19 protein-coding genes and 1 pseudogene are annotated in these 24,881 nt (G+C 73.6%); 10 read left to right on the top strand and 10 right to left on the bottom strand.

Going from position 1 to position 24,881, the window contains the following annotated elements; all coding sequences use genetic code 11:
- Positions 1-51: 51 nt before the first annotated feature.
- From ACQPZ4_RS45675 to ACQPZ4_RS45665, 3 genes are all read right to left on the bottom strand, one after another.
- Positions 52-2,529, bottom strand: a complete 2,478-nt coding sequence (locus ACQPZ4_RS45675; RefSeq protein ID WP_433051285.1) for a PAS domain S-box protein — start codon at positions 2,527-2,529, stop codon at positions 52-54.
- A 61-nt stretch (positions 2,530-2,590) separates the two neighbouring features.
- On the bottom strand, positions 2,591-3,304 hold the full coding sequence (locus tag ACQPZ4_RS45670; protein WP_433051282.1) for an ABC transporter ATP-binding protein: 714 nt from the start codon (positions 3,302-3,304) through the stop codon (positions 2,591-2,593).
- Between the two features lie 5 nt (positions 3,305-3,309).
- Positions 3,310-6,009 carry an FtsX-like permease family protein gene (locus ACQPZ4_RS45665; RefSeq protein ID WP_433051279.1) on the bottom strand — a complete coding sequence of 900 codons (2,700 nt, stop codon included), beginning with the start codon at positions 6,007-6,009 and terminating at the stop codon, positions 3,310-3,312.
- Between the two features lie 102 nt (positions 6,010-6,111).
- Here ACQPZ4_RS45665 and ACQPZ4_RS45660 point away from each other — a divergent pair, with 102 nt between their 5' ends.
- Positions 6,112-6,690, top strand: a complete 579-nt coding sequence (locus ACQPZ4_RS45660) for a PadR family transcriptional regulator (protein WP_433051276.1) — start codon at positions 6,112-6,114, stop codon at positions 6,688-6,690.
- Here ACQPZ4_RS45660 and ACQPZ4_RS45655 read toward each other — a convergent pair.
- Positions 6,679-7,794, bottom strand: coding sequence for an NAD(P)/FAD-dependent oxidoreductase (locus ACQPZ4_RS45655; RefSeq protein ID WP_433051273.1), 1,116 nt, complete (start codon positions 7,792-7,794; stop codon positions 6,679-6,681). The genes ACQPZ4_RS45660 and ACQPZ4_RS45655 overlap by 12 nt on opposite strands.
- Positions 7,795-7,880: 86 nt before the next feature.
- On the opposite strand from ACQPZ4_RS45655, the gene ACQPZ4_RS45650 reads away from it, so the two are divergent.
- Positions 7,881-8,861 (top strand): bifunctional heptose 7-phosphate kinase/heptose 1-phosphate adenyltransferase, encoded by a 981-nt coding sequence (locus ACQPZ4_RS45650; RefSeq protein ID WP_433051270.1) that lies wholly within the window; start codon positions 7,881-7,883, stop codon positions 8,859-8,861.
- 106 nt (positions 8,862-8,967) lie between these two features.
- Here the strand turns inward: ACQPZ4_RS45650 and ACQPZ4_RS45645 are convergent, their stop codons facing one another.
- Entirely contained in the window at positions 8,968-9,357 is a 390-nt protein-coding gene (locus ACQPZ4_RS45645) for a hypothetical protein (protein WP_433051267.1), read from the bottom strand.
- 173 nt (positions 9,358-9,530) lie between these two features.
- Between ACQPZ4_RS45645 and ACQPZ4_RS45640 the strand changes: the two genes are divergently transcribed.
- The 4 genes from ACQPZ4_RS45640 to ACQPZ4_RS45625 are packed head-to-tail and all read left to right on the top strand — an operon-like array spanning position 9,531 to position 13,261.
- A complete protein-coding gene (locus ACQPZ4_RS45640; RefSeq protein WP_433051264.1) occupies positions 9,531-11,909 on the top strand; it encodes a sensor histidine kinase in 2,379 nt (792 codons plus the stop codon).
- Complete coding sequence (locus tag ACQPZ4_RS45635; RefSeq protein WP_433051261.1) at positions 11,910-12,332, top strand: roadblock/LC7 domain-containing protein; 423 nt, start codon at positions 11,910-11,912, stop codon at positions 12,330-12,332.
- Positions 12,333-12,342: 10 nt separating this feature from the next.
- Positions 12,343-12,702 (top strand): DUF742 domain-containing protein, encoded by a 360-nt coding sequence (locus ACQPZ4_RS45630; RefSeq protein WP_433051258.1) that lies wholly within the window; start codon positions 12,343-12,345, stop codon positions 12,700-12,702.
- A complete protein-coding gene (locus ACQPZ4_RS45625; RefSeq protein WP_433066971.1) occupies positions 12,683-13,261 on the top strand; it encodes a GTP-binding protein in 579 nt (192 codons plus the stop codon). Before ACQPZ4_RS45630 ends, ACQPZ4_RS45625 begins: the two co-directional genes overlap by 20 nt.
- 513 nt (positions 13,262-13,774) lie before the next feature.
- Here the strand turns inward: ACQPZ4_RS45625 and ACQPZ4_RS45620 are convergent.
- A pseudogene (locus ACQPZ4_RS45620) lies at positions 13,775-14,359 on the bottom strand (FAD/NAD(P)-binding protein); the annotation flags it as partial.
- An 88-nt stretch (positions 14,360-14,447) separates the two neighbouring features.
- On the opposite strand from ACQPZ4_RS45620, the gene ACQPZ4_RS45615 reads away from it, so the two are divergent.
- Positions 14,448-15,938 (top strand): amino acid permease, encoded by a 1,491-nt coding sequence (locus tag ACQPZ4_RS45615; protein WP_433051255.1) that lies wholly within the window; start codon positions 14,448-14,450, stop codon positions 15,936-15,938.
- Positions 15,939-15,947: 9 nt separating this feature from the next.
- On the top strand, positions 15,948-16,373 hold the full coding sequence (locus ACQPZ4_RS45610) for a hypothetical protein (RefSeq protein ID WP_433051252.1): 426 nt from the start codon (positions 15,948-15,950) through the stop codon (positions 16,371-16,373).
- Between the two features lie 7 nt (positions 16,374-16,380).
- Here the strand turns inward: ACQPZ4_RS45610 and ACQPZ4_RS45605 are convergent, their stop codons facing one another.
- A complete protein-coding gene (locus tag ACQPZ4_RS45605) occupies positions 16,381-17,046 on the bottom strand; it encodes a hemerythrin domain-containing protein (protein WP_433051249.1) in 666 nt (221 codons plus the stop codon).
- 104 nt (positions 17,047-17,150) lie between these two features.
- On the opposite strand from ACQPZ4_RS45605, the gene ACQPZ4_RS45600 reads away from it, so the two are divergent.
- Positions 17,151-20,486, top strand: a complete 3,336-nt coding sequence (locus ACQPZ4_RS45600) for an ATP-binding protein (protein ID WP_433051246.1) — start codon at positions 17,151-17,153, stop codon at positions 20,484-20,486.
- On the opposite strand, the gene ACQPZ4_RS45595 is transcribed toward ACQPZ4_RS45600, so the two are convergent.
- The gene (locus ACQPZ4_RS45595) at positions 20,428-21,357 is read right to left on the bottom strand and encodes a hypothetical protein (RefSeq protein WP_433051243.1); all 930 of its coding nucleotides are present in this window, start codon (positions 21,355-21,357) and stop codon (positions 20,428-20,430) included. The genes ACQPZ4_RS45600 and ACQPZ4_RS45595 overlap by 59 nt on opposite strands.
- A gap of 141 nt (positions 21,358-21,498) precedes the next feature.
- Here ACQPZ4_RS45595 and ACQPZ4_RS45590 point away from each other — a divergent pair, with 141 nt between their 5' ends.
- The gene (locus ACQPZ4_RS45590) at positions 21,499-23,598 is read left to right on the top strand and encodes an MMPL family transporter (protein ID WP_433051240.1); all 2,100 of its coding nucleotides are present in this window, start codon (positions 21,499-21,501) and stop codon (positions 23,596-23,598) included.
- Between the two features lie 21 nt (positions 23,599-23,619).
- On the opposite strand, the gene ACQPZ4_RS45585 is transcribed toward ACQPZ4_RS45590, so the two are convergent.
- Complete coding sequence (locus ACQPZ4_RS45585; RefSeq protein WP_433051237.1) at positions 23,620-24,291, bottom strand: hypothetical protein; 672 nt, start codon at positions 24,289-24,291, stop codon at positions 23,620-23,622.
- A complete protein-coding gene (locus ACQPZ4_RS45580) occupies positions 24,288-24,851 on the bottom strand; it encodes an NADAR family protein (RefSeq protein ID WP_433051234.1) in 564 nt (187 codons plus the stop codon). Before ACQPZ4_RS45580 ends, ACQPZ4_RS45585 begins: the two co-directional genes overlap by 4 nt.
- Between the last annotated feature and the right edge of the window lie 30 nt (positions 24,852-24,881).

Raw genomic sequence — 24,881 nt, 5'->3', positions numbered from 1 at the left:
AGCTTGCCCGACCGCCGCGGACGCGCAAACGATCGAGGGGCGGGACGAGCCTTAAGGGCAGTAGGCGGGCAACCGGACGACGAACGTGGTGCCCGGCTTGTCGCCGTGGTCGGTGACCGTGATGGTGCCGCCGTGGCGCTCGACCACGGTGCGGCTGATCGCCAGGCCCAGCCCCGTTCCCGGCACGCCCTGGTTGCGGATGTTGGACCCGCGGAAGAAGCGCTCGAACAGCCGCGACCGCTCCTCCTCCGGGATGCCCACGCCGGTGTCCACGACCCGCAGCGTGACGCCCGCCACATCGCCGTGCAGGCGGATCTCGACCTTCCCGCCGGCCGGCGTGAACTTCACCGCGTTCGTGACCAGGTGGTCGACGACCTTGCGCAGGCGGGGGAGGTCGCCGGAGACCGGGGCGGCGCCGTCGGGCAGGACCACCGAGACGTCCAGGTCCTTCTCCTGGGCGGCGCGCGCGTTGGCCTCCGCGACCTCGCGCACCACGGCGGCGAAGTCCAGCGGCCGCTCGAGCATGGTCACGTAGCCGCTCTCCAGGCCGGCCAGGTCGAGCAGGTCGTCGATGATGGCCCGCAGGTTCTCGGCGTTGCGGGCGATGACGGCCAGGAACTCGCCGCGCGTCTCCTCGTCCTCCTGGTCGTCGTGCAGGAGCAGTTCGGTGTACGACGAAATCGACGTCAACGGCGTGCGCAGCTCGTGGCCGACCAGGGCGATGAACTCGTCCTTGGTCCGCGCCAGCTGCTTGGCCAGGTCCTCGGCCCGCCGCCGCTCCAGGAACTGGCCCACGTGCGCGGCGATGCCCGACAGCAGGGCGATCAGCGACTGCTCGGGCTGCTCCGCGGCGTCGCCGAAGAAGCTCAGGGTGCCGGTGACGCCGAGGCCGTCGCGGATCGGGATGGCCAGGCCGACCCGCAGGCCGTGCTTGGCCAGCGACGGCACGTTCAACCGGCTCGTGCTCGCCGAGATGTCCGGGATCCACGTGGGCTGCCCGGACTCCCACGCCACGCCGGAGACGCCCTTGCCGGGGGCCAGCGGGTCCGGGGGCGGGATCTCGTACCCGGGCTCGGTCCACATGGCCGCGTTGCGCAGCACGTTGCCGACCTTGTCCACGAGCCACAGCTCGGCGTGCGGCCAGTGCAGCGTGCGGGCCACCGTCTCCAGCAGCTCGGGGCCGGCGTCCTCGATGGTCGGGGACTGCTCCAGAATGCGCGACACGGCCAGCTCGCACTCGATGAGGCGCTGGGCCCGGCGGCGCTCGGTGACCTCGTGCAGGGCCGCGACCGCGCCCAGGCGGGTGCCGTCGGAGTCGCGGATCGGCTGGGCGTTGACCGTGAACGAGCGGCGCGGCCGGTCGGGCAGGTGGATGACCAGCTCGGCCTCGCGGATGTGCTCGCCGCGGAAGGCGCGGGTCAGCGGCATGTCCTCGCCGCTGATCGCCTCCCCGCCGGGCGTGGCCGGGAGCGACGTCCAGGCCTCCTGGGTCGAGCCGTCGGCGTCGTGCCCGGTGATCTCCCGCATCGCGCGGTTGAACAGGATCAGCCGGCCGCGCTCGTCGCTGGCGACCACGCCGACGTCGAGGTTGTCCAGCAGGGCGGTGAGGAAGTGCCGCTCGCGGGCCAGCTGCCGCTCGGCGGTGACCCGCTCGCTGATGTCGTAGATGAACGCGTGCGCGTGCCGGCCGAGTGGGCCGTCGATCACGTTGAGCGTGATCTCGATCGGGAACTCCGCGCCGGCGCGGTTGTTGGCGTAGAGCTGCAGGCGCTGGCCGAGCACGCGCGGGACGCCGCCGCGGGCCATCCGGCTGAGCCCGGCGCGGTGCGCGGCCCGGAACCGCTCGGGGACGATCAGCTCGTGCACGGGCTGGCCGATGGCCTCCTCGGCGGTCCAGCCGAAGGTGCGCTCGGCCGCGCGGTTCCAGCGCGTGATCTCGCCGTTGAGCTCGATCGCGACGAACGCCTCCAGGGCCGTCTCCAGCACGGCGTCGGTCTCGGCGGCGGCGATCGCGATGTCCTCGCGGGAGGCCTCGGCGGCCAGCATGACCTCGATGAGCCCGGCGCACTCGGCGATCGCGGCGATGTCGTCGTCGGTCCAGTGCCGCGGCACGGAGTCGGTGACGCAGACCGCGCCGAGCGTGTGGCCGGCCGCGTCGTGGACCGGCTGGCCGAGGTACGCCGTGATGTGCCGGCCGTGCATGACGCCGAGCTCCCGCAGCACCGGGTCCTCGCGCGCGTCGCGGACCACCAGCGGGCCGTTCTCGGCCACCACGAACTGGCAGAACGAGCTGGTGGCGGGCTCGGAGTGGACGCGCTCGAGGTCCGGCGGCAGGCCGTGCCGGCCGACCACGTGCATCCGCTCCCCGTCGACGAGCGTGAGCAGGCCGACGGGCGCCACCACGGAGCGGGCGGCGAGCCGGACGAGGCCGTCGACCGGGGCCGAGGAGGAGTTCAGGAGCAGCTGTGCGCGGCGCAGGGCACGGAGTCGTTCGGGCTGCGTGAGTACGCCGGTATCGAGTTGCGGCATACCACCCCCAACCCGCAAGCACGTACCGCTGATCGTACCTGCGAAATGGGGCAAATCCCGGCTAAAGCCGCAGCTGCGTAGCCCGAGCGAGTGTCGACTCGGGCGGCTCGCCGGATGTGAGGTCGATGTCCTCCTCGATCCGGCCGTCGGCGAGGCGGATCAGCCGGTCGCAGCGCGCCGCGATGTGCTGCTCGTGGGTGGCCAGCAGCACCGTCATCCCGCGCTCCTCGCGCAGTTCGAGCAGCAGGTCGAGGATCTGCGCGCCGTTGGCCGAGTCGAGGTTGCCGGTCGGCTCGTCGGCCAGCAGCAGCTTCGGCGCGCCGATCAGCGCCCGGGCGATGGCGACCCGCTGCTGCTGCCCGCCGGAGAGCTGGGCCGGCAGCGCCTTCTCCCGCCCGGCCAGCCCGACCGCGTCGAGCAGCTCCCGCGCGCGGGCGCGCTTGTCGAACCCGACCTTGAACGGCAGGACGGGGGCGATGACGTTGTCGAGCGCACTGAGCGCCGGCAGCAGGTGATAGCGCTGAAAGACAAAGCCGATGCCGCGCCGGTACTCGCTGAGGCGCCGCCGCCGCAGCCCGGTCACCTCCACGCCGTCGACGGTGATCGTGCCCGCGTCCGCCGTCTCGATCGCGCCGACCAGGTGCAGCAGCGTGGACTTCCCGGAGCCGCTCGGCCCGGTGACGCCCGTGAAGCTGCCGGCCGCGACCTCCAGCGACAGGTCGTCGGCGGCCACGATGTCCTGGAACCGCTTCGAAAGACCCTGTATGGACAGCATCCGGTTCACTCCTCGGCCAGCAGGCGGGCGGTGGGCAGGCGCTGCAGCAGCAGCGCGGGGACGATCGCGGCCACCGTGGCGACCAGCGCGCCGGCGGCGAGGGCGGCCACCGCGGTCCAGATCAGCCCGGTGGTGACCGTGCCGACGAGCCAGGCCGCGCCGCCGAGCCCGGCCCCGGCGCCGAGCAGGCCGCCGAGCACGCCGATGCCGAAGCCCTCGGCCGCGACCAGGCGGCCCAGCGCGCCCGCGGTCCAGCCGGTGGCGCGCAGCGTCGCGAGCTCGGCCGAGCGGTCGCGGATGTTGAGGTAGAGCACGTCGGCGACGGCGAGGGCGCCCAGCAGTACCGTGGCCGCCACCGCGATCGTGTCGACCGAGCGGACCTGCAGTGACACCGCGTCGCCGAGCAGCGTGCCGACGATCGCGCCGTGGAAGGCGAAGGTGATCGCGCCGAGCAGCGTGGCCGCGGTGATGCCGATCGCCAGCGCGCAGGCCCCGAGCAGGGTGCGCCCGGGCACGCGCAGCAGGTTGCGCAGGCCCAGCCCGATCGGTCCGCGCGGACGCCCGGCCCGGCGCGGTCGCAGTGCCACCGGGCGCAGGCCCTTGGCGGGGCGCGCCCGCGCGGCCGACAGCGCCGGGGCCAGTCCGGCCAGAAGAGCCAGAAGCAGCGCCATCGGTACCGCCAGCAGCCCCCGCTCCCACGGCACGCGCACGTCCAGCAGCCACCCCAGCGGGGCCGCGAGCAGCATCGTGCCGGCCCCGGCGACCAGCCCGATCGCCGCCACCTCGCCGAGCACGACCGCGAACACCCGGCGGGCCGGCCAGCCGAGCGCGGTGAGCGTCGCGAGCTCGGTGCGCCGGTCGCGGACCCCGGCGGCGACGGCGTTGGCGAGGAAGAGCGCGCAGACCACCAGTACCAACACGAAGAGCACGACGCTCTTGCGGTCCACGGCGCTCACGATCGCCGCCGCCACCCCCTTGCGGGTCCACAGCTCCGACAGCCGCAGCGCCGGCCGGCCGAACTGGCCCGCGGAGACGTCCACGGCCTGCGGCTCGGGCGAGGAGCCGTACGTGATGTCGACGTCCAGCCCGGTCGCGGCGGCGATCCGCTCGGCCACCACCCGGACCCGCTCCCGCGCGGCGTCGTCGAAGCCGTGCACCCCGGCCACGCGCACGCGCACCGCCGAGACCGGATCGGCGCGCGCCGTGCTGAGCCCGAGCGTCTCGTAGAGCTGATCGAGCAGGTCCAGGCTGGTCAGCAGGGTCGGCGGGGTGGCCAGGTAGCCGGCCGGGTTGCCGCTGGGCAGCAGCGCGCCGCCGCCGAGGAGGTCCTGGGTGCGCCGGTCGCCGCCGGTGGCCGTGGGGGCCTGGTAGGTCTCCATCGGCACCTTGCTCAGCGGGTCGAACGCCTGCACCTTGCCCGGGTCGTAGAGCCCGACGATCTCGGTGTTGCCGAGGGCGCTGCCCTGGTCGATCGAGCGGTAGGAGGTGTCGTAGATCTGCCACGGCAGGCGCAGGCCGAAGAAGTTCGGCGTGCGCCAGGCGTCCGGGTCGCTGTCGACCGGGACGGCGGCGAGCGAGCCGTCCGGATTCTCGGTGTAGTCGACCCCGCCGGTCCGCATGAACGGCTGGAGGAGCTGGCCGCCGCCGAGCTTCTGGGCCTGCGGCTGGACCGACCGGGTCCCGAGCTTCGGGCCGGTCATCGTCTCGAGCGCGGCCAGGGCGGCGTCGGGAGTGTCGCCGGGCGGCGGGGCGCTCAGCGACACCCGGCTCAGGCCGATGCTGACGGCGTTGTCCGGGTACGGCTGCTCGACCGTCAGCACCGGCAGGAACGGCTCGTTGAGCGGCGGGTACTTCCGCTCGACCCGGTCCGCCGGGCCGAGGTAGTGCCCGGCGGTGACCGCGCCGTCCAGCCCGACCAGCCGCGCCTCGGCCGCCGGGTCGATCGCCGCCAGCAGCATCGGGATGTGCCAGCTCATCGGGGCGGTCGCGGTGTCCCCGGTGAGGACCTGGTCGGCGTTCTCGCCCTCCATGCCGTGCTGGAAGCGGCCGTCGGGCATGAGCTGGTAGGGCGTGACGACGACGCCCTGCAGGTCGTTCATCAGGCCCGACTCGGTCTGGTCCAGCCAGGTGCAGACCGGCTTGCCGTCCTCGAGCACCGGCAGCGTGTCGCCGCACAGGTCCCCGCCCCGGCGCACCGAGCCGTCGCTGAACTCGACGCGGGCCGTGCTGGCGCCGAGGATCTTGGGCCAGACGAGGGGGTGCTTGGTGACGTAGACGTACTGCGCCCGGCCCTTGGCGCTGCTGAGCCCGTGATCGGCCAGGTACGTCGGGTCGATGCGGATCAGCTGCCGGTCCAGCGAGCGGTCGACCAGCGCGGTGACGTCGACCGACGCGACGCGGGTCTGGTTGGCGTAGCCGACCATCGCGATCGGCGCGGCCACGTCGACGCCCTCGGTGCCGGCGATCTGGCGGACCTGGTCCATGGTGATCCCGCCGTAGATCCCGCTGAGCGAGTTCGGGCGCACCTTCTGCCGCTCGTCCTCCAGCTTGGTGCGGGTGCCCTTGGGCCGGATCAGCACCTGGTAGGCGGCCGCCCCGGCGGCGCGGTCGACGCCGCCGGTGACCTCCAGCCGCGCGGTGTCCGTGGCGCCCGTGAGCACGGTGAAGCCGGTCGTGGCCACCAGGACCCCCAGCAGGAGTGCCACCGACCTCGCCGCGCGCCCCCGTAGATGCGCCCAGATGAATGGGATCACGCGCCTACTCTGTCGCAATGCATTGTGACAATGCAAGGGGTACGATCTGCGGTCATGCCGATCCATCACGCGGTGCTGTCGCTGTTGTCGCACGGCCCGAGCTACGGATACGAGCTCAAGGGGGCCTTCGAGACGGCGGTCGGGCCGCAGTGGGGCCCGCTCAACATCGGCCACCTGTACCAGATCCTGGACCGGCTCTCCCGCGACGGCATGGTGGTCTCGCAGCGGCACGCGCAGGCGGTGAAGCCGGACCGCGTGGTGTACGAGATCACGGAGGGTGGCCGCGCCGAGCTCGGGCGCTGGCTGGCCGAGGCCTCCCCGCGCAGCGGCGGGTTCCGCGACGACTTCTTCCTCAAGGTGACGGCGGCCGCCCGTTCCGGCGACGCGGGCACGGTCAAGACGGTGCTGTCGCAGCAGCGCACCTACCTCATGCGGGAGCTGCGCAACCTCGACGGCCTGCGGCGCAAGGCGGAGGACCCGGTGGTGGCGCTGCTGCTCTCGGCGGCCACCCGGCACGTGGAGGCCGACCTGTCCTTCGTGGACGACGCCGACCGCGCCCTGCTGCGCACGCCTGGCGCGCTCGCCGCCGTCCCCGCGGCGCGGGCCCCGGAGGCCGGCCGCCTAGCGGGGTAGCAGCGCGTCGGGGTTCAGGCCCGGGATCTCGTACGGCCGGCTGCACAACTGCGCCGCCGCCAGCCGGGCGAGCGCCGGGGCGGTCTGGATGCCCGTGCCGCCCAGCCCCGCGAACCAGAAGAAGCCCACCTGCTTCGGGTCGGGCCCGACGATCGGGTTGCGGTCGGGCGCGAACGTGCGCAGCCCGGCCCAGCTCGTGCGGACCCGGTCGAGGCGCAGCGACGTCGCGGCGTTCACCCGCTCGACCGCCACGCTGATGTCCTGCTGGGCGGCGACCGCGTCGGTCGGCGGCGACGGGGTCTCGTCGGCCGGGGAGACCAGCAGCCCGCCGCGCTCCGGGCGGAAGTAGAAGCGCCCGCCCACGTCGATGACCAGCGGCCAGGCCGCGCCCACGCCCTCCGCGGCGGCGATCGCGACCGTGCGGCGCAGGTTGATCAGGCCGGCCGGCGCCACCTCCAGGCGGGCGGCGACCGCGTCGGCCCACGCCCCGGCGGCGTTCACGACCCGGTGGGCGACGAGCTCGCCGCGGTCGGTGGTGAGCGTCCACTCCCCGCGGGCGTCGTCCCAGGAGCCGGACTCCAGGCCGATCGCGGTGCGCAGCGTGACCCCGGCGGCCGTGGCCCGGTCGCGGTACTGCTGGTGCAGCGCCTCCACGTCCACGTCCTGGGCGGTGCGCTCCACCGCCGCCCGCGCCGTCGCCTCCGGGCGCAGGGCCGGGCAGAGGGTCTGCGCGGCGGCCGGGTCGACCCCGCGCAGGGCCGGGCTCGCGGTCAGCAGCGCGTTGAGGGCGCCCAGGTTGTCCTCGTCGGCGACCCAGACGACCGGGCGGGTCCGCAGCAGCGGGATGCCCGACTCGGCCCCGAGCGCGTCGAGGATGGTGCGCGAGGCCCGGGTGAGGGCGCGCTGCTCGGGTGAGCCCAGCGTCTCCGACAGCGCGGCGATCGAGCGGCCCGTCGAGTGGTACGCGAACTGGTTCTCCCGCTCGAGCAGCACGATCCGCAGCTGCGGGCGCGGCAGGTCCGCCTGTTCGGTCAACCGGCCATCCAGCTCGGCGAGCTCGGCGGCGAGGGCCAGGCCGGCGACGCCCCCGCCAATGATCGCCACGTCTGCGCGTTCGATGACCCGATTGTCGCAGGCGAGGCGGGCGTGGCGCAGGGAATGAACCGGCCCGGCCGGGGTACCGGCGGCCGATGGAAAGTTCAGGCAATTTCGCCGTGCTGGCCGAGGGCTGGCGGGACGCCTCGGTGCTCGTCGTCGGCGACGCGCTGCTCGACGGGTGGCTGTGCGGGCGCCCGGTGCGGCTCAGCCGGGAGGCCCCCGTGCCCGTGGTCGCCCTGGAGGACACCCGCGAGGTGTGCGGCGGCGCGGCCAACACCGCGGCCAACTTCGCCGCCCTCGGGGCCCGGACCACCCTTGTGGGCACCGTCGGGGACGACGACGCGGGGGCGCGGCTGCGCACGTGCGTGTGGGACGCCGGGGTGGCCGACCGGCTCGTCACCGCGGTCGGGCGGCGCACGGTCACCAAGCGGCGGGTGGTGGCCGACGGCTACGTCCTGGTCCGCTTCGACGACGGCGACACCGGCCCGCTCAGCCCGGTGGTGGCCGAGACCCTGGTGCGCCGGCTCGACGAGACGCTCAGCGCCGAGCCGCGCCCGGACGCGGTCGTCGTCTGCGACCACGGCAACGGCACGCTCGGCCCGCAGATCCGCGCGCTGCTCGCGGCCCGCCGCCTCGACCTGCCCATGTTCGCGATCGACGCGCACGACCTGGCCCCGTGGGCGCCCACCGGCCCGGACCTGGTCACCCCGAACCGGGGCGAGGCCGCGCGGGTGCTCGGGCACCAGCCGGGGGAGTTCGACCGCGACCGGGACCGGGGCCAGCTGCTGCGGCGCACCGGGGCGGCCGTCGTGGCGGTCACCCTGGACGCCGAGGGCTCGGCCGTGCTCAGCCTCGACGGGGAGACGCTCACGACCGCCGCGCCGCCGGCGCCCGTCGCGCACGCGGCCGGGGCGGGCGGGGCCTACCTGGCCGGGTTCGTGCTCGGGCGGCTGGCCGGGGCCGACCTCGCGGAGGCGGCGGGGGTCGCGCAGCGTTGCGCCTCGATGGCGATCCGTGGCGTCGGCACCGCGGTCGTGCCCGAGCAGTTCGGCGTGATCCAGCGGGTCGGCTGAGCGGCGGCCGCGCCGTCACAGAAACGTGCATCGACCGGTCATATAAATATGATCTGACCAGTGATATAAATTGCGGTCGATGCGCGCCGCTGCCCTCCCCGACCCGTTACTCCACGTCCGCGTGGGGGCCGTCGGCCGCGCAGCGCACGACCACCCGGACCTCCTTGCCGCCGTCGGACTTGAAGACGACCCGGGACTGCGGCCCGGGCGCCCGGTCCGCGCTCGCGATGTGGAAGCCCGCGGCGGGGCTCAGGTAGCGCACCCGCACCTGGGTCCCGTCACAGCCGGCGACGACGTTCCCGCCCGGCGTGCGCAGGATCCGCGGCGCGTCCGGCGACGGGGAGGGCGAGGGCGTGCTGGGCGCGCCCGGGGCCGGTTTCGCCGCCTTCAGCAGGGCGGCCCGCCCCGCCGCGGCGGCGTTGAAGGCCAGGGCGATCAGCCCGGCCGCACACAGCACCCAGGCCCCGACGGCCACCACCCAGCGTCCACGTCGCATGGCGCCGGGCTGCCCCGGGACGTCCGGGGTACACCGGGCGAAGGGCGGAAAAAGGGGCGAGACCGCTATATGCCCCTGACAACCTCGCTGGTGACTTCCGGCCCCACCTGTCCGTATCATGCCCGAGGCGCCATCCCTCCCATCGCCCCGCGAGCCAGCGAGGAACCGACCGTATGAAGAGCTCTTCGTGGAGAATCCGTACCTGGTCGATCCGCGCGAAGATCATCACGCTGCTGGTGCCGCCCCTGGCGTCGCTCGTGGTGATGTGGGTGTTCGCCACCTCGCTGACCGCCGGTGACACGGCCGAGCTGTTCAACAGCCAGACCTACTACGCGCTGTCCGGCAAGCCCTCCGAGAACGTGATCGTGGAGCTGCAGCGCGAGCGGCAGCTGACCCAGGTGTACCTCGCGACGGGCCGCCAGGAGGGCAAGCCCGAGACCGCCGCGCTCAACGAGCAGCGCAAGAAGGTCGACGAGGCGCTCGACGACTTCCGCCGCCGCGCCGCCGACGGGGACCTGCAGGACGCGATCCCCGAGGTGGCCCGCGGCCGGCTGCGCGACATCATCAAGGAGTTCGACGCGCTCACGGCCGGCCGGACGGGCATTTCTCTCGGCCAGATCGACCGGGCCGAGGCGCTGAACGTCTACAACCGGCCGATCGACGCGGTCTACCACTGGTACGACTCGCTGCCCGGGATCAGCGACGCCAACCTCACCCGCAACGCGCTCATCGTGATCGCGACCAGCCGCGGCCGCGAGCAGCTGGCCCGCGAAGACGCGATCGTCAGCGGCGTCGCGGCGGCCGGGAAGTTCCAGAAGAACGAGAGCTCGGACCTGGTCGCGGTGATCGGGGCCAAGCGCAACGTGTACGCCGACGCGACGTACGGCCTGCCCGACAGCGGCCGCGCGCTGTGGGACCCGATCGCGGCCAGCGCCTCCTACAAGCAGGTGCAGGACCTCGAGAACAAGATCATGTCGGACGCGCGCCCGGGCGGCCTGCTGCCGATCGACATCAACGTCTGGCGCGACGCGTACGACAAGCTGGTGGCCCAGCTGCGCGACTTCGACCTGCGCTTCGGCGAGGTCATCGTGGCCGACGCGGGCCCGGTCGGCACCGCGATCGTGCTGCGGACCATCGGCGCCGGCGTGCTCGGCCTCATCGCCGTGGTGATCTCCATCCTGCTGTCGATCCGGATCGGCCGCTCGCTGATCCGGCGCCTCGTCGGCCTGCGCCAGGACGCCCAGGACCTCGCCGACGTGCGGCTGCCCGCGCTCGTCGCCCGGCTGCGGCACGGCGAGAAGATCGACGTGGTGGCCGCGGCGCCGCCGCTGGAGTACGGCGCGGACGAGATCGGCAAGGTGGGCAACGCCTTCAGCGCCGTGCAGCGCACCGCCGTGCAGTCCGCGGTGCACGAGGCCCAGCTGCGGCAGGGGCTCAACGAGGTCTTCCTCAACATCGCCCGGCGCAGCCAGACCCTGCTGCACCGCCAGCTCGGGCTGCTGGACCGGATGGAGCGGCGCAGCACCGACCCGGAGGAGCTCGAGGACCTCTTCCGGGTCGACCACCTCGCCACCCGCATGCGCCGCCACGCCGAGGACCTGGTCATCCTGGCCGGCGCCGCGCCCGGCCGGGGCTGGCGCAACCCGGTGCCGATGGTCGACGTGATCCGCGGCGCCGTCTCCGAGGTCGAGGACTACGCCCGGGTCGGGTTCCTGGCCCTGCCCGAGGCCGCGCTGGTCGGGCGGGCCGTGGCCGACGTCATCCACCTGCTGGCCGAGGTGATCGAGAACGCCACCGCGTACTCGCCGCCGCACACCCGCGTGCAGATCAGCGGGCAGCTGGTGCCGAACGGGTACGCGGTCGAGATCGAGGACCGCGGCCTGGGCATGGCCCCGGAGGCGATCGAGGAGGCCAACCTGCGCCTCGCCCAGCCGCCGGACTTCGACCCGGCCAACTCGGCCCGGCTCGGCCTGTTCGTGGTGGCGCTGCTGGCCGCGCGGCACGGGGTGCGGGTCACGCTGCGCTCGTCGGCCTACGGCGGCATCACCGCGGTCGTGCTCATCCCGCCGCACCTGATCTCCGGGGCGACCCACGAGCTGACCGCGCCGACGCCGGCCGAGGAGCGCCAGGCCGCCGCCGAGGCCGTGCTGGAACTCGAGCCCGCCGACGCCATCCGCCCCACGATCGAGGAGGTCGGTCCTTCCTCGGTGGAATATGTGGTGGCGGCGGCCGAGAAACCTCAGCCGGTACCGGAGCAGGCTCGTGAAGTGGTGCGGCACGAGGACCTCGAGCTCACCGATGACGGGCTGCCCCGGCGCCGACGCCAGGCCAGCATCGCCCCGCAGCTCAAGGAGCGGCCGGAGGAGGAGCGGACCGTCGACGGCATCCCGGCGGCCGAGTTCGCGACCACCGCGGTCGGCGGGCGCTCACCCGAGCAGACCCGCGCGATGATGACCTCGCTGCAGGCCGGCTTCACCAAGGGGCGGCGCGACGCCGGGCAGATCGAGCCCGATCGGGATGCCGACACGAATTCTCCGGAAAGGGACGCATAGGTGACGCACTCGACGAGCCGCACCGGCAAGCTCGACTGGCTCCTCGACGATCTCGTCGAGCGGGTCGAGTCGGCGCAGCACGCCGTGGTGCTCTCCGCCGACGGGCTGCTCATGGGCGCGTCCAGCGGGCTCGAGCGCGACGACGCCGAGCACCTCTCGGCCGTCGCGTCCGGCTTCCAGAGCCTGGCCCGCAGCGCCGGGCGGCAGTTCAACGGCGGCTCGGTCCGCCAGACCATCGTGGAGATGGACAACTCGTTCCTGTTCGTCACCGCCGCCGGGCAGGGCGCCTGCCTCGCGGTGCTCAGCGCCGCCGACTCGGACATCGGCGTGATCGCCTACGAGATGGCGATGCTGGTGACCAGGGTCGGGCAGTACCTCACCGCGCCGTCGCGACCGGGCGTCCCCGACGATGCCACCGGGTGATCACGACTGGATGGACTCGGACGCCGGCCCGGTGGTGCGCCCGTACGCCGTGACGGGCGGCCGGGCCAAGCCGGCGGTCGGGGCCTTCGACCTGGTCGCCTTCGTGGTGAGCCGGGTCGACGGGTCGGGCGAGCAGAACCTCCTGCCCGAGCAGCGCGCGATCCTGGCGCGCACCAGTGAGCCGGTGTCGGTCGCCGAGCTCGCGTCCCATCTCGATCTCGCGCTCGGCGTCGTGCGCGTCCTGCTGGGCGACCTGCTCCAGCAGGGGCTGATCGAGATGCACGAACCGGAGTACGACCAGTCCGTCGGGCCGCAGCGGCCCGACGATCGCATCCTCAAGGCGGTTGTCAATGGCCTCCGAGCGCTCTGACGGTCACGTTCCCCTCGCGGTGAAGATTCTCATCGCGGGCGGGTTCGGCGTCGGCAAGACCACGCTCGTCAGCGCGGTGAGCGAGATCCGCCCCCTCCAGACGGAGGAGGTGCTCACCAACGCCGGCGTCGGCATCGACGACGTGCACGGCGTCGAGGGCAAGCGCACCACGACCGTGGCCATGGACTTCGGCCGGATCAGCATCAATCAGGACATCGTGCTGTACCTCTTCGGCACGCCGGGCCAGGACCGCTTCTGGTTCCTGTGGGACGAGCTGGCGCTGGGCGCGCTCGGGGCGGTGGTGCTGGCCGACACCCGCCGGCTCAACGACTGCTTCCCGTCGGTGGACTACTTCGAGGGGCGCAACACCCCGTTCCTGGTCGCGGTGAACTGCTTCGACGGGGTGCGGAAGCACAGCGCGACGCAGATCGCGAAGGCGCTGGACCTCGACCCGGACGTGCCGGTCGTGCTGTGCGACGCGCGGGACCGGCGCTCGGTCAAGGACGTGCTGATCGCGCTGGTCGAGCACGTCATGACCCTCAAGCAGGTCGCGGCTTAGCAGGTCGGCCTGCCTTCTGATCTCCGGTACGGCGGTCGTCTCCCACCAGGTGGGGCCCCTTCGTACCGGGCCGATGGTCCAGATTCGTCCGGTCATCCGCCCGTGTTCGTCGACGTTCAGGCCTTTGCCTCGCGGGCCGGTGCAGTTGACGATGGCAAGCGGGTTGTCCGGCATGTCCCGGCCGGCGATGCGAACTGTCCGGATTCTCGCGGCCGACGCCGGTGGCATGCGGTGGCGGTGGATCTCCCAGTAGGTGGCGACGTGGCGCAGGAACCGCTGCTGCGCGTCCGGGGTGAGCTGCCGCCAGAGCTCGTCGGTCCGCGAGCGCAGCGCGTCGACGGCCGATCGCCAATCCGGCTGGGCGGCCGCGAACTCGCGCACCGCCCGCATCAAACCGCTCAACGAGCTTCCCTGGTACTCGAATGTGCCCGCCGCCGGCAGCACGTCCGCGTGCACGCGGGGGAGGAGCCCGCGGCGCGAACAGGCGACGACGGGCGCCCGGCCCTCCAGGGTGATGGCGACGTCCACGGCGGTCAGCCCGGTGCCGATCAACAGGACCGGCTCGGGGCCCTGAATGTCGTCGAGCGCGCCCGGTTCCCACGGGTTGGGCACGTACCGCGGATGCTCCGCCAGATGCGCCAGCGCCGGCGGCAGGGCCGGGACGCCGTGCCCGGACGCGAGCACCACGCGGTCGCCGCGCACCGAGCCGCCGCCGCGCAGCTCGACCGTGCCGTCGGCGCGCACCCGGGTCGCGTCCGCGCGCACGTGGGTGAAGGTGGCGCCGCGCAGCCGGTCGTGCAGGTAGTCGCCGTAGACGCCGCGTGGCGCGAAGCTCTCCGGGCCGATGTCCAGGTCGCGGTCGCGGCACCAGCGCACGAAGTCGTCCGGCTGGTCGGCCCGGGCGCTCATCGCGGCCGCGCGCGAGTTGAGCAGGTGGGCCGGGTGGCGGGTGCGGTAGGCGACGCCGCGCCCGAGCGCGCCGGCGGGCCCCGGATCGACGATCACGACCCGGAACCGCGGGTCCCGGCTCAGGTGGATCGCCGTCAGTGCGCCGCTACAGCCGCCGCCGACGACGACCGTGGTGCAGGTCCGCCCCATCGCGCACACCCCTTCAATTTCATATCTACCCGATAGCTTTTATGGTACGGCAGTCCGGCCCGACGTGTAGGAAGGTGATCCTTCGGGCATGTCGGTTCTCATGTCGTCCCTCTTTCGCACGAAGTCGATCGAGCAGTCGATGCGGGACACCGACGAGCCCGGCCACAAGCTCCGCAAGAACCTCTCCGCGTTCGACCTGACCGTCTTCGGCGTGGGGGTCATCATCGGCACGGGCATCTTCGTGCTGACCGGGCAGCAGGCGGCCAAGAACGCCGGCCCCGCCATCGTGCTCTCGTTCGCCCTGGCCGGCGTGGTCTGCGCGCTGGCCGCCCTCTGCTACGCGGAGTTCGCCTCCACGGTGCCGGTCGCCGGCTCGGCCTACACGTTCTCCTACGCCACCCTGGGCCAGTTCGTGGCCTGGGTGATCGGCTGGGACCTGTGCCTGGAGCTGGCGCTGGGCGCGGCGGTGGTGTCGCGGGGCTGGTCGGCGTACCTCCAGGAGCTCTTCGACCTGCCCACCTGGCTGGCCGGCGACAAGGCCCGGCCCGACTTCGGGGCCGCGTTCATCGTGCTGGTGCTGTCGATCGTGGCGATCGTGGGCGCCAAGCTCTCCGGACGGGTCACCGGCGCCCTGGTCATCGTCAAGGTGGCCGTCGTCGTGTTCGTCATCGGCCTGGGACTGTTCTTCATCAAGGCCGCGAACTACAAGCCGTTCATCCCGCCGGCCGAGGCGGCCGAGAAGACGTCGGGCGGGGACGCGCCGCTGCTGCAGGTGCTGGCCGGGATCACCCCGCAGCACTTCGGCTGGTTCGGCATCGTGGCGGCGGCCTCGATCGTCTTCTTCGCGTACATCGGCTTCGACGTGGTGGCGACCACCGCCGAGGAGACCGCCCGCCCGCAGCGCGACGTGCCCCGCGGCATCATCGGCTCGCTGATCATCTGCGCGGTGCTCTACATGGCCGTCTCGTTCGTGGTCACCGGCATGGTCCACTACGGCGACCTGAACACCGCGGCCCCCCTCGCGAAGGCGTTCGACCTGGCCGGGCAGGGCTGGGCCTCGAAGATCATCTCGCTGGGCGCGGTCTGCGGCATCACCTCGGTGATCCTGGTGCTGCTGCTCGGGCAGTCCCGGGTCTCGTTCGCCATGGCCCGCGACGGGCTGCTGCCGCCGGTGCTGGCCAAGGTGCACCCGCGCTTCGGCACCCCGTGGGTCATGTCGACCATCACCGGGGCGATCGTGCTGGTGCTGGCCGCGTTCGTGCCGCTGTCCGAGCTCTCCGAGCTGACCAGCATCGGCACGCTCTTCGCGTTCGTGGTGGTCTCGATCGGCGTGGTCGTGCTGCGCCGCACCCGGCCCGACCTGCCGCGCGGGTTCCGGACGCCGTGGGTGCCGGTGCTGCCCGTCGTCAGCGTGCTCGCCAGCGTCTGGCTGATGCTGAACCTGCCGGTGGTCACCTGGGTGCGGTTCCTCATCTGGATGGCGCTCGGCCTGATCCTGTACTTCGCCTACGGCATGCGCCGGGCCAAGCTCTCCATCGACCGGGGTGAGGCCGCCGAGGTCGAGCCCTCATCGACATAGGGTAGGTGCATGACCGACTGGGGCCTGCAGTCCGACGACTACCACCTGGACCTGAGCCCGGACGACGTGGCCGACCCGGAGGCGGTGTTCGGCCACGGTCCGCTCACGGCCGAGTCCTACGGCACGGCGGGGCTCAGCGCCGCCGACCCGGACCCCTCGCTCTCCGCGGGGGACATGGGCGGCGACGCGGAGACGGTCGGCTACGACTCCGACGGCGACGGCCGGGTCGACATGCTCCTGGCCGACACGGACCAGGACGGCCGGACCGACGTGGCGATGTGGGACACCAACCACGACGGCCTGGTCGACCAGGTCGCGTACGACCAGGACCACGATGGCAAGATCGACCTGATCTACCACGACGACGACTTCGACGGGCACGTCGACCGCGTCGAGGAAGCCGGCGGTGACCTTCCGGGCTATACGTCCAACTAGCCAGGGACTAGCTTCGGCGGACGCTGTTCATCCGCTCGGCGTAGGCGCGCTTGCCGACCGTCCAGTAGAGCACCCGGGCCGGCAGCGGGAGGTTGGCCAGGAACCGGGTGCGCTCGGCCGGGGTGGCCTCCTCCAGCAGCGCCCCCAGCGTGAACAGCAGCTTGTCCTTCGGGGTCTTGGCCATCGCGTGCTCGCCGAGCGCCGACCACTCCGGCACCGTCAGGTGCTCCTCGATCAGCGGCAGGACGCTGCGCTCCTCCTCGTCGAGGTGCTCGACCAGGTCGCGGCGGTGCCGGGCCAGCGCGCCGACCAGCGCGTCGCGCTCCGGCTCGGCGGGCGTGCGCTCCCACGCGGCGAGCAGCCGCTCGACGTCCTGCAGGCCCTTGTCGACGACCTGGTGCTGCTGCTCCATGCGCAGCACGAGCTCGGCGTCGAGGTCGATCCGGGCCAGCAGCTTGGGCCAGACCAGCTCGTCCTCGCTCGTGTGGTGGTTGTGCAGGCCCTCGATGTAGTCGCGGGCGAGGCCGGCCAGCAGCGCGGCCCGCGCGGCGTCGCCGGGGCGCACGGCGCCGATCAGGTCGTGCAGGTTGCGCGACTCCCGGCGGAAGACCCGGTGCACGATGACCATCTCCTGGACCCAGGGGCGCGCGGTGGCGGTGGCGGTGGTGCTCATATCGACAGCTCCTCGTTCGCTTGTGAGGTTTCGCAGGAACGGTCGCCCGACTGTCTTGTAGCGGTCTTGGAGCGCGCTTGGCGGCGGCTACCATGGCGCCCGTCATGCTGCTGCGGGTGCTCGGGCCCTTCGAGGTCGCGGACGATGCGGGCGAGACCGTCGACCTCGGCGGCCCCCGCCAGCGCGCCGTGCTCGCGCTGCTGCTCACGGCCCGCGGCGACGTCGTCTCGGTGGACCGGATGATCGAGGACCTGTGGCGCGGCGAGGCCCCGCCCCGCGCCATCGCCTCCCTCCAGGCGTACGTCTCGAACCTGCGCCGCATCCTCGAACCCGGCCGCGAGCGCCGCGCCCCCGCGCGGCTGCTGGTCAGTGCGCCACCCGGCTACGCGATCCGGCTCCCGGCCGAGTGCGTGGACGCCTGGCGGTTCGAGCACCTCCTGGCCGAGGCCCGGGCCGCGCTGCCCGACGACCCGCAGCGGGCCCGCGTGCGGCTGCGGGCCGGCCTGCAGCTGTGGCGCGGCGACGCGCTGGCCGAGTTCGCGGCCGAGCCCTGGGCCCAGCCCGAAGTGGCCCGGCTGGAGGAGCTCCGCCTCGCCGCGCGCGAACTGCTGCTGGACGCGACGCTGCGCACCGGGGCAGCGGCCGAGGCGGTGGCCGAGGCCGAGCTGCTGACCCGGCAGGCCCCGCTGCGCGAGGAGAGCTGGCGGCTGCTGGCCCTGGCCCTGTGGCGCAGCGGGCGGCAGGCCGACGCGCTCGCCGCCCTGCGCCGCGCCCGCGCGATGCTCGCCGAGGAGCTGGGCCTCGACCCGGGCGCGGCCCTGCTGGAGCTGGAGGCCTCGATCCTCGGCGGGGCGGCTCCCGTCGCCCCGGCGTCGCCCCCCGTCGTTCCCGATGCGCCGGTCGTGGACTCGGACGAGCTGTTCGTCGGGCGCGCCGAGGAGCTCGCCACGCTGCGCGCGGTCGCGGCGCCGCGGGTGGTGCTGCTCAGCGGCGAGGCGGGCGTGGGCAAGAGCAGCCTCCTCGGCCGGTACCGCCAGGACCTCGCTCTGCTTGGCTTCCGGGTCATCGTCGGGCGCTGCCCGGAGGTCGAGGGCGCGCCGCCGGCCTGGGCGTGGGTGGAGGCGCTGCGGCAGCTGGCCACCGCCGTGCCGCCGGGCGACCTCGCGGAGGAGCTGCGGCCGCTGCTGGACGAGGACGCCGGGGCGGACCCGGGTTTCCGGCTGGACCGGGGCGCGGCACGGTGGCCCGGCGCGGAGGCCGGGGAGGACGTCGCGGCGGGGCGGTTCCGGCTGCATCGGGCCGTGGCGCGCTGGCTGGCCGCGGCCGCGTCCGAGCGGCCGCTCGCCGTGGTCCTCGACGATCTGCACGCGGCCGACGGCGAGACCCTCATGCTGCTGGCCCAGGTGGCCGAGCTGATCGAGCCGGGCGGGCCGCCGCTGCTGCTCGTCGCCGCGCTGCGCCCGGCCGACAACCGGGAACGGCTCGCCGCGACCATGGCGGCGCTCGCGCGGCGGTCGCCTGTACGGGTACAGCTGCAGGGCTTGGATCCCGGCGACGTGGCCCGGCTGGTCGAGGCGTTCGCGCGCACGGCCGTCGATGCCTCGACGCTCGCCGCGCTGGCCGAGCGGACCGGCGGCAACCCGTTCTACGTGCGCGAGTCCGCGCAGCTGCTCGCGTCCGAGGGCGCGCTGGTGGCCACCTCCGAGGTGCCCGAGGGGGTGCGCGACGTGCTGCGGCGGCGGCTGTCCCGGCTGCCCCAGCCGGCGGTCGCGGTGCTGCGGCTGGCCGCCGTGGTCGGGCGCGAGGCGGACGTCGAGACCCTGGTGGAGGCGGCCGACGCCGACGAGGGCGGGGTGCTCGACGCGCTCGAGGCCGGGCTCATCGCGGGGCTGCTCACCGAGCCGGCGCCCGGACGCGTCCGGTTCGTGCACGGGCTGGTGCGCGACACGATGTACACCGACCTGTCCCGGCTGCGCCGGGCCCGCATGCACGCGCGGGTCGCGGCCACCACGCGGGCGCTGCGCCCCGACGACTACCCGGCCCTGGCCCACCACTACGCCCGGGCGGCGTCCTCCGAGACCGCGGCCGCCGCCGTCGACTTCGCGGTGCGGGCGGCGGAGCTGGCGGAGCGGCGCTACGCGTACGACGCGGCGGCCGAGGTGCTCGGGGCCGCCCTGGCCGCGATCGAGGCGGCCGGCACCGTGCCCGGCGACCGCGACGCGCTCCTCGTCGACCTGCTCGGGCGGCTCCTGCGGGCCCAGGCGAGCGCGGGCGCGGTGGCGGCGGCGCGGCACACCCGGCAGCGCGCGGTCGACGTGGCCGTGGCCGCCGGCCGGGACGACCTGCTGGTGGCCGCCTTCACCGCGTGGACGGTGGCGACGCCGTGGCAGATCCACCAGTACGGCGTGATCGACGAGCGCCTCGTCGACGTCCTCGACCGCCTCCTGCGCCGCGACGACCTCGCCCCGGCCGACCGCTGCCGGCTGCTCGACGCGCTCAGCAGCGAGGTCGACGGGGAGGCCGACGAGCGCGGGCCCGCGGCCGGGCGGGAGGCGCTCGCCATCGCCCGCGGCCTGGGCGACCCGGAGCTGCTGGCCCTCGGGCTGGCCGCGCGGGGGCGCTCGATGCCCTACGACCTGGACGTGCCGGACCGCCGCGCGGTCGCGCTGGAGCTGCGGGACCTGGCCGCCGAGCACGGGCTGGTGGCGTACCGCTGGCTGGCCGAGCAGATGCTGGGCAACGCGGCCGCGGCGAGCAACGAGCCGGACGAGACGCGCGCGTCGATGGCCCGCCAGGGCGCGCTGGCCGCGACGTACCACCTGCCCGAGCCGCAGTCGATCCACCTGGCCCAGCGGGCCACCCTGGCGCACATCGAGGGCGACCTGGCCGGGTCGCGCGCCCTCTACGACGAGTGCCTGGAGTCCATGCGCCGGCAGGGCTCGCTGCACGGGGACGCCTTCCACTTCTTCGCCACGTTCGGCGTGCTGCTGAGCGAGGGCCGGCTCGCCGAGTTCGTCGAGCCGACCCGGTACGTGGCGGAGGAGCTCGGCTCGGTCGCCTACGACGCGTACGCGCTCACGCTCGCCGCGGCCGGGCGGCTGGACGAGGCGCGGGCGGTGCGCGTCGGGGTGCACCCGGTGCGGCCGGACTACTTCGCCTCGGCGTTCCTGACCGTGCGGACCCTCGCGATCGTCGCGCTCGGGCGCGCGGACCTGGCCGAGCCGGTCATCCGGGCGCTGCTGCCGGTGCGCTCGCAGCTGGCGGGCGTGTCGAGCACGTCGATCGCGATGCAGCCGGTCGCGCTGAGCCTGGGCGAGCTGTACCGGCTGCAGGACCGTCCCGCGGAGGCGCTGGAGAGCTTCCAGCTCGCGGCGGACGTGGCTACCCGGTGGGGGTCTCCGCACTGGCTGGCTCGGGCGAAGTCGTTCTTGTCACTGTGATCAGCGCGATCGCCCCGGCGGCGAACGCGGCGTTGCCCCACCAGCGGACCGGGTCGTGCGGCTCCATCAGGGCCGTGAGGGCGAAGCCGCCCCAGGCGTAGGTGAGCAGGGTGCCGGCGGCGATGGCGAGGATGTGGCGGTCGGTCCAGCGGGTCCGGGCCAGCCAGACGGCGGCGGCCGCGAGCCAGGCCAGGCCGAACCAGAAGCCGGGCCACGACTCCGGTCTGGCGAAGAACACGCTGCTGGCCGCGAACGCGATGACGCCCGTTTTTGTTGGTGAGGGCGCTTTATAGCGTTTTGTAGCTATGTTCGGCAGATATGCCACCGCGATCAGGAGCAGAGCCGCGGTCGCCGCGCCGATGCGCTGCGCCGGGGTGGCCAGGAAGCCCTCGCTGTCCCGCAGGTCGCCGAAGATGATCCAGCAGCCGAAGAGGTAGAGCAGCGCGGCGAGGGTCAGGCCCTTCCAGCCCAGCCAGGGCGCCGTGCGGCCGCGCTCGACCAGCGCGATCGGCACCGAGATGCTCCAGATCGCGTGGCCGGCCACGAACGACAGGGTGCTGGCCGCGCTCAGGCCCAGCGCCGGGATCGGGGTGATCGACTGGAAGTCGTGGCCCTCGAAGCTCGGGTTGAACAGGGACTGGTCGACCAGGCCGGCCTCGATCACCCCGTAGGCGGCGCCGAGCAGCAGGATCGTGGGCCGGCCGCGGCCGGTGCGGCGGGCGACCTCGCGGATGAGCAGGGCGCCGCCGCCGTACAGGGGGACGAGGAACGGCAGCGCGGGCAGCACCCGCACGGAGAGGTTGCCGAGCAGGAACTCGCCGACCAGCGGGGCCAGGAACAGCAGGCCGAGGACGGGAAGGAAGCGGCGCATGCCTCCAGTGCAGGCCCTTTGCGCGCCCGGTCCTAGCGCCGAAAGTCGACTTGTGCCCCGGCATTAGTGGACTCCAAGTGGGCTGAAAGCGCAGCGGCGCACGATGCCCCTACCTTGGCTTGTCTATCTGTGGAGGACGTCATGTCCCGTTTCCTTGGCCGGCTCGGCGGCGCGGCGGCCGCCCACCCCTGGCGCACGATCGGCGCGTGGCTGATCGCGCTCGTCGCCTTCACCGCCCTGTCCGTCGGCTTCGGCGGCACCCCGCACGACGACTACAACGTGCCCGGCACCCAGTCCCAGGCCGGCACCGAGTTTCTGCGCACCCACTTCCCGCAGATGTCCGGGGCCGACGCGCGGGTCGTCGTGCACGACGGCAAGCCGCTCGACCCGGCCGTGCTCGAGTCGCTGCGCGGCCGCCTGGAGAAGATGCCGTCGGCCGGGATCGTGCAGCCCGCCCGGATGTCGGCGGACGGGGACACGGCGCTGATCGGCGTGCAGTACGACATCCCGGTCACCGACTTCGAGGGCACCACGGCGATGGACGCCCTGCGCGCCGCGGCCGAGCCGCTGAAGCGGGAGGGCCTGCAGGTCGAGTTCGGCGGCCAGGTCGCCGAGAACATCTCGGCCCCGAGCGGCACCGCGGAGGCGGTCGGCATCGTGGCCGCGCTGCTGATCCTGGTGCTCGCGCTGAGCTCGGTCGTGGCGGCCGGCCTGCCGCTCGTGGTGGCGATCGCCGGGCTCGGCATCGCGACCGCCGTCATCGCCCTGCTGGAGAAGGTCACCGACATCAGCAACACGGCGCCGACGGTCGCGACCATGGTCGGGCTCGGCGTCGGCATCGACTACGCGCTGCTGCTCGTGGCCCGGCACATCGAGGGCCTGCGCCGCGGCCTCGCCCCGCGGGAGGCGGCGGCCGAGGCCAACGCGACCGCGGGCGCCTCGGTCGTGGTGGCCGGCCTGACCGTGCTGGTGTCGCTGTTCGGTCTGAAGCTGGCGACCCTGCCGGTGTACTCCTCGTTCGGCTACGCCACCTTCGCCGCCGTGGTCGCGGTGATGGCGGCCGCCCTGACGCTCGTGCCGGCGCTCTGCGGCCTGGCCGGGCACCGGGTGCTGCCACGGAAGGTCCGCCGTTCGGCCGCCGTCGTCGAGAAGCCCAGCCTCACGGGCCGCTGGGCCGCCTCGGTGGGGCGGCGTCCCGTGCCGGCCGCCCTGGCCGCGCTCGTGGTGCTGGCCGCGCTCGCCGCGCCGATGCTGGGCATGCGCACCTGGCCGCAGGACGCCGGCAGCCAGCCGGCGTCGAACACCACGCGGCAGGCGTACGACCTCGTCTCGGCCGAGTTCGGCCCGGGCGCGAACGGCCCGCTGCTGCTCGCCGTGGACACCACCAAGGTGTCCGATGTGGACGGTCTGGTGGCCCGGCTGCGCACCGAGCCCGGCATCGCCTCCGTAGCGCCGCCGGCGGTCAACGGCACCGCGGCGGTCATCGCGATCGAGCCCACCACGGGCCCGCAGGACAAGGCGACGACCCGGCTGCTGGACCACCTGCGCGCCGACGTGCTCCCCGCCGGGGTGCAGGTGACCGGCCTCGTCGCGGTGTTCGCGGACATCTCCGAGCGGCTCGCCGACCGGCTGTGGATCGTCGTCGCGTTCGTGGTGGCGCTGTCGCTGATCCTGCTCACCGTGCTCTTCCGGGCCCCGGTGGTGGCCGTGAAGGCGGCGATCATGAACCTGCTGTCGGTGGCCGCGGCGTACGGCGTGATGACCGCCGTCTTCCAGACCGACTTCGGCGCCCACCTCGTCGGCCTCCCGCACGCCGTCCCGGTCTCCAGCTGGGTGCCGATCCTGCTGTTCACGGTGCTCTTCGGCCTGTCGATGGACTACGAGGTCTTCCTGCTCGGCCGGGTCCGCGAGGACTGGCTGGCCACCGGCGACGCCCGCGGCAGCGTGATCCGCGGCCTGGCGGCGACCGGCCGGGTGATCAGCAGCGCGGCGGCCATCATGGTCGCGGTCTTCATCGGCTTCGCCCTCGACCCCGACGTGACGGTCAAGATGATCGGGGTGGGCATGGCGGTGGCCGTGTTCATCGACGCCACGCTGGTGCGGCTGGTCCTGGTGCCGGCGACGATGGCGCTGCTGGGCCGGGCCAACTGGTGGCTGCCGCGCTGGCTGGACCGCCTGCTGCCGCACGTGGAGGTGGAGAAGCCGGCGCCCGCTGCCGCGCCGGCGCCGGCTTCTGTCTGATCGGTTGCTTCGGCCCTCGGCCTACCTCAGGCCGAGGGCCGCCAGCACGCGGCGGGTGGTCTCGGCGATGGGCCGGAGGATCCACGCGTTGACCCACCGCGCGGGCGGGACGACGAGGTACTGCCAGACGAACCTGACCGGGACGACGACCAGGTACCGCCAGAGCAGGACCACGGAGTGGTTCCAGGCCCAGGCGATCGCCAGCCCGATCGGCACCACGACCCACCGCCAGACGAGGGCGATCGCCTTGCCGATGGGCGTGAGGACGTACCGGTAGATCCGCGTCATCGCCCAGCCGACCGCCCTGGCCGCCTCCAGCAGGATGCGGCCGAGCAGGTACCAGAAGGGCGCGGTGGCCCTGAGCAGCCACCAGATGCCCTCGGCCACCGGCGCCAGGACGTACTTGACGAACCAGACGAGCGGCGTCCACAGCACGTTGACCGTGATCCAGCGCAGCGGGATCCACAGCAGGTACAGCGTGATCCAGCGCAGGGGAAGCCAGATCACGTAGTAGAGGAACGGCTGGATGACGTACTTGGTGAGCGGGGCGCCGACGTACTTCCAGAGTTGCGCCAGCACCCAGCCGAGGCCGTCCCAGGCGAGCTTGACCGGCACCACGAAGATGACGGCCAGCACCCGGATCGGCCAGGCGAGCCAGCCCGGCAGCGGCTGTACCTCCTCGCGCGCGCTCACGCCCGGCCGCCCAGCTCGTGGCGGGCCTGCATGAGGGCGTAGCCGAGCAGGTTCAGCCCCCGCCAGCGCCGCGGGTTCTGGGCCGCCTCGTCGTCGGCGGCCAGGCCGATGCCCCAGACGCGGTCGAGCGGGCTGGCCTCGACGAGCACCCGGTCGCCGGTGCCCAGCAGGAACCCGCGCAGGTCGCCGGCCGAGTCGAACTTCGCCCGGCTGGCCGCGACGACGATCGCGAACCGCTCGCGGGCCCACGTGTCCTCGTCGTAGCCCCGGACGGTCCGGCCGACGTTCTTGGCCTGCGCCGGGCTGTTCGAACTCAGCACGCGGGCCGCCGCGTCGTCGTCGCCGAACAGCCGGGCCTTGCTCCACATCATGTAGTGCTCGGCCGACGGAAATGCGACACCGTCGACCTCGAAGCGGGCCGGCCACCACTGGCTCAGGCAGCTGGCACCCAGGGTGCCGTCGGGCCGGGGCCGGTGGCCCCAGAAGTACAGATATTTGTACCGCTTCCCCGAGTCGAGGAGGCGAACGAGTGCTTCGTTGGTAGTAGGAGGTGCGGACATGCCCCCGAGTGTGCACGATCACCTCGATTC

The sequence above is a fragment of the Dactylosporangium sp. CS-033363 genome (genome assembly GCF_050942475.1).
Classification (GTDB): Bacteria; Actinomycetota; Actinomycetes; order Mycobacteriales; family Micromonosporaceae; genus Dactylosporangium.
The sequence above is the reverse complement of the archived record's forward strand: the minus strand, read 5'-3'. Positions and strand labels throughout refer to the sequence as shown.

Bases quoted from the DNA above. Each gene is read 5' to 3' on its own strand.
- ACQPZ4_RS45615 (WP_433051255.1), top strand. From the start codon at position 14,448: ATGTCGGTTCTCATGTCGTCCCTCTTTCGCACGAAGTCGATCGAGCAG.
- ACQPZ4_RS45595 (WP_433051243.1), bottom strand. From the start codon at position 21,357: ATGCGCCGCTTCCTTCCCGTCCTCGGCCTGCTGTTCCTGGCCCCGCTG.
- ACQPZ4_RS45590 (WP_433051240.1), top strand. From the start codon at position 21,499: ATGTCCCGTTTCCTTGGCCGGCTCGGCGGCGCGGCGGCCGCCCACCCC.
- ACQPZ4_RS45580 (WP_433051234.1), bottom strand. From the start codon at position 24,851: ATGTCCGCACCTCCTACTACCAACGAAGCACTCGTTCGCCTCCTCGAC.
- ACQPZ4_RS45675 (WP_433051285.1), bottom strand. From the start codon at position 2,529: ATGCCGCAACTCGATACCGGCGTACTCACGCAGCCCGAACGACTCCGT.
- ACQPZ4_RS45610 (WP_433051252.1), top strand. From the start codon at position 15,948: ATGACCGACTGGGGCCTGCAGTCCGACGACTACCACCTGGACCTGAGC.
- ACQPZ4_RS45625 (WP_433066971.1), top strand. From the start codon at position 12,683: ATGGCCTCCGAGCGCTCTGACGGTCACGTTCCCCTCGCGGTGAAGATT.
- ACQPZ4_RS45605 (WP_433051249.1), bottom strand. From the start codon at position 17,046: ATGAGCACCACCGCCACCGCCACCGCGCGCCCCTGGGTCCAGGAGATG.
- ACQPZ4_RS45600 (WP_433051246.1), top strand. From the start codon at position 17,151: ATGCTGCTGCGGGTGCTCGGGCCCTTCGAGGTCGCGGACGATGCGGGC.
- ACQPZ4_RS45645 (WP_433051267.1), bottom strand. From the start codon at position 9,357: ATGCGACGTGGACGCTGGGTGGTGGCCGTCGGGGCCTGGGTGCTGTGT.
- ACQPZ4_RS45630 (WP_433051258.1), top strand. From the start codon at position 12,343: ATGGACTCGGACGCCGGCCCGGTGGTGCGCCCGTACGCCGTGACGGGC.
- ACQPZ4_RS45660 (WP_433051276.1), top strand. From the start codon at position 6,112: ATGCCGATCCATCACGCGGTGCTGTCGCTGTTGTCGCACGGCCCGAGC.
- ACQPZ4_RS45650 (WP_433051270.1), top strand. From the start codon at position 7,881: ATGGAAAGTTCAGGCAATTTCGCCGTGCTGGCCGAGGGCTGGCGGGAC.
- ACQPZ4_RS45670 (WP_433051282.1), bottom strand. From the start codon at position 3,304: ATGCTGTCCATACAGGGTCTTTCGAAGCGGTTCCAGGACATCGTGGCC.
- ACQPZ4_RS45640 (WP_433051264.1), top strand. From the start codon at position 9,531: ATGAAGAGCTCTTCGTGGAGAATCCGTACCTGGTCGATCCGCGCGAAG.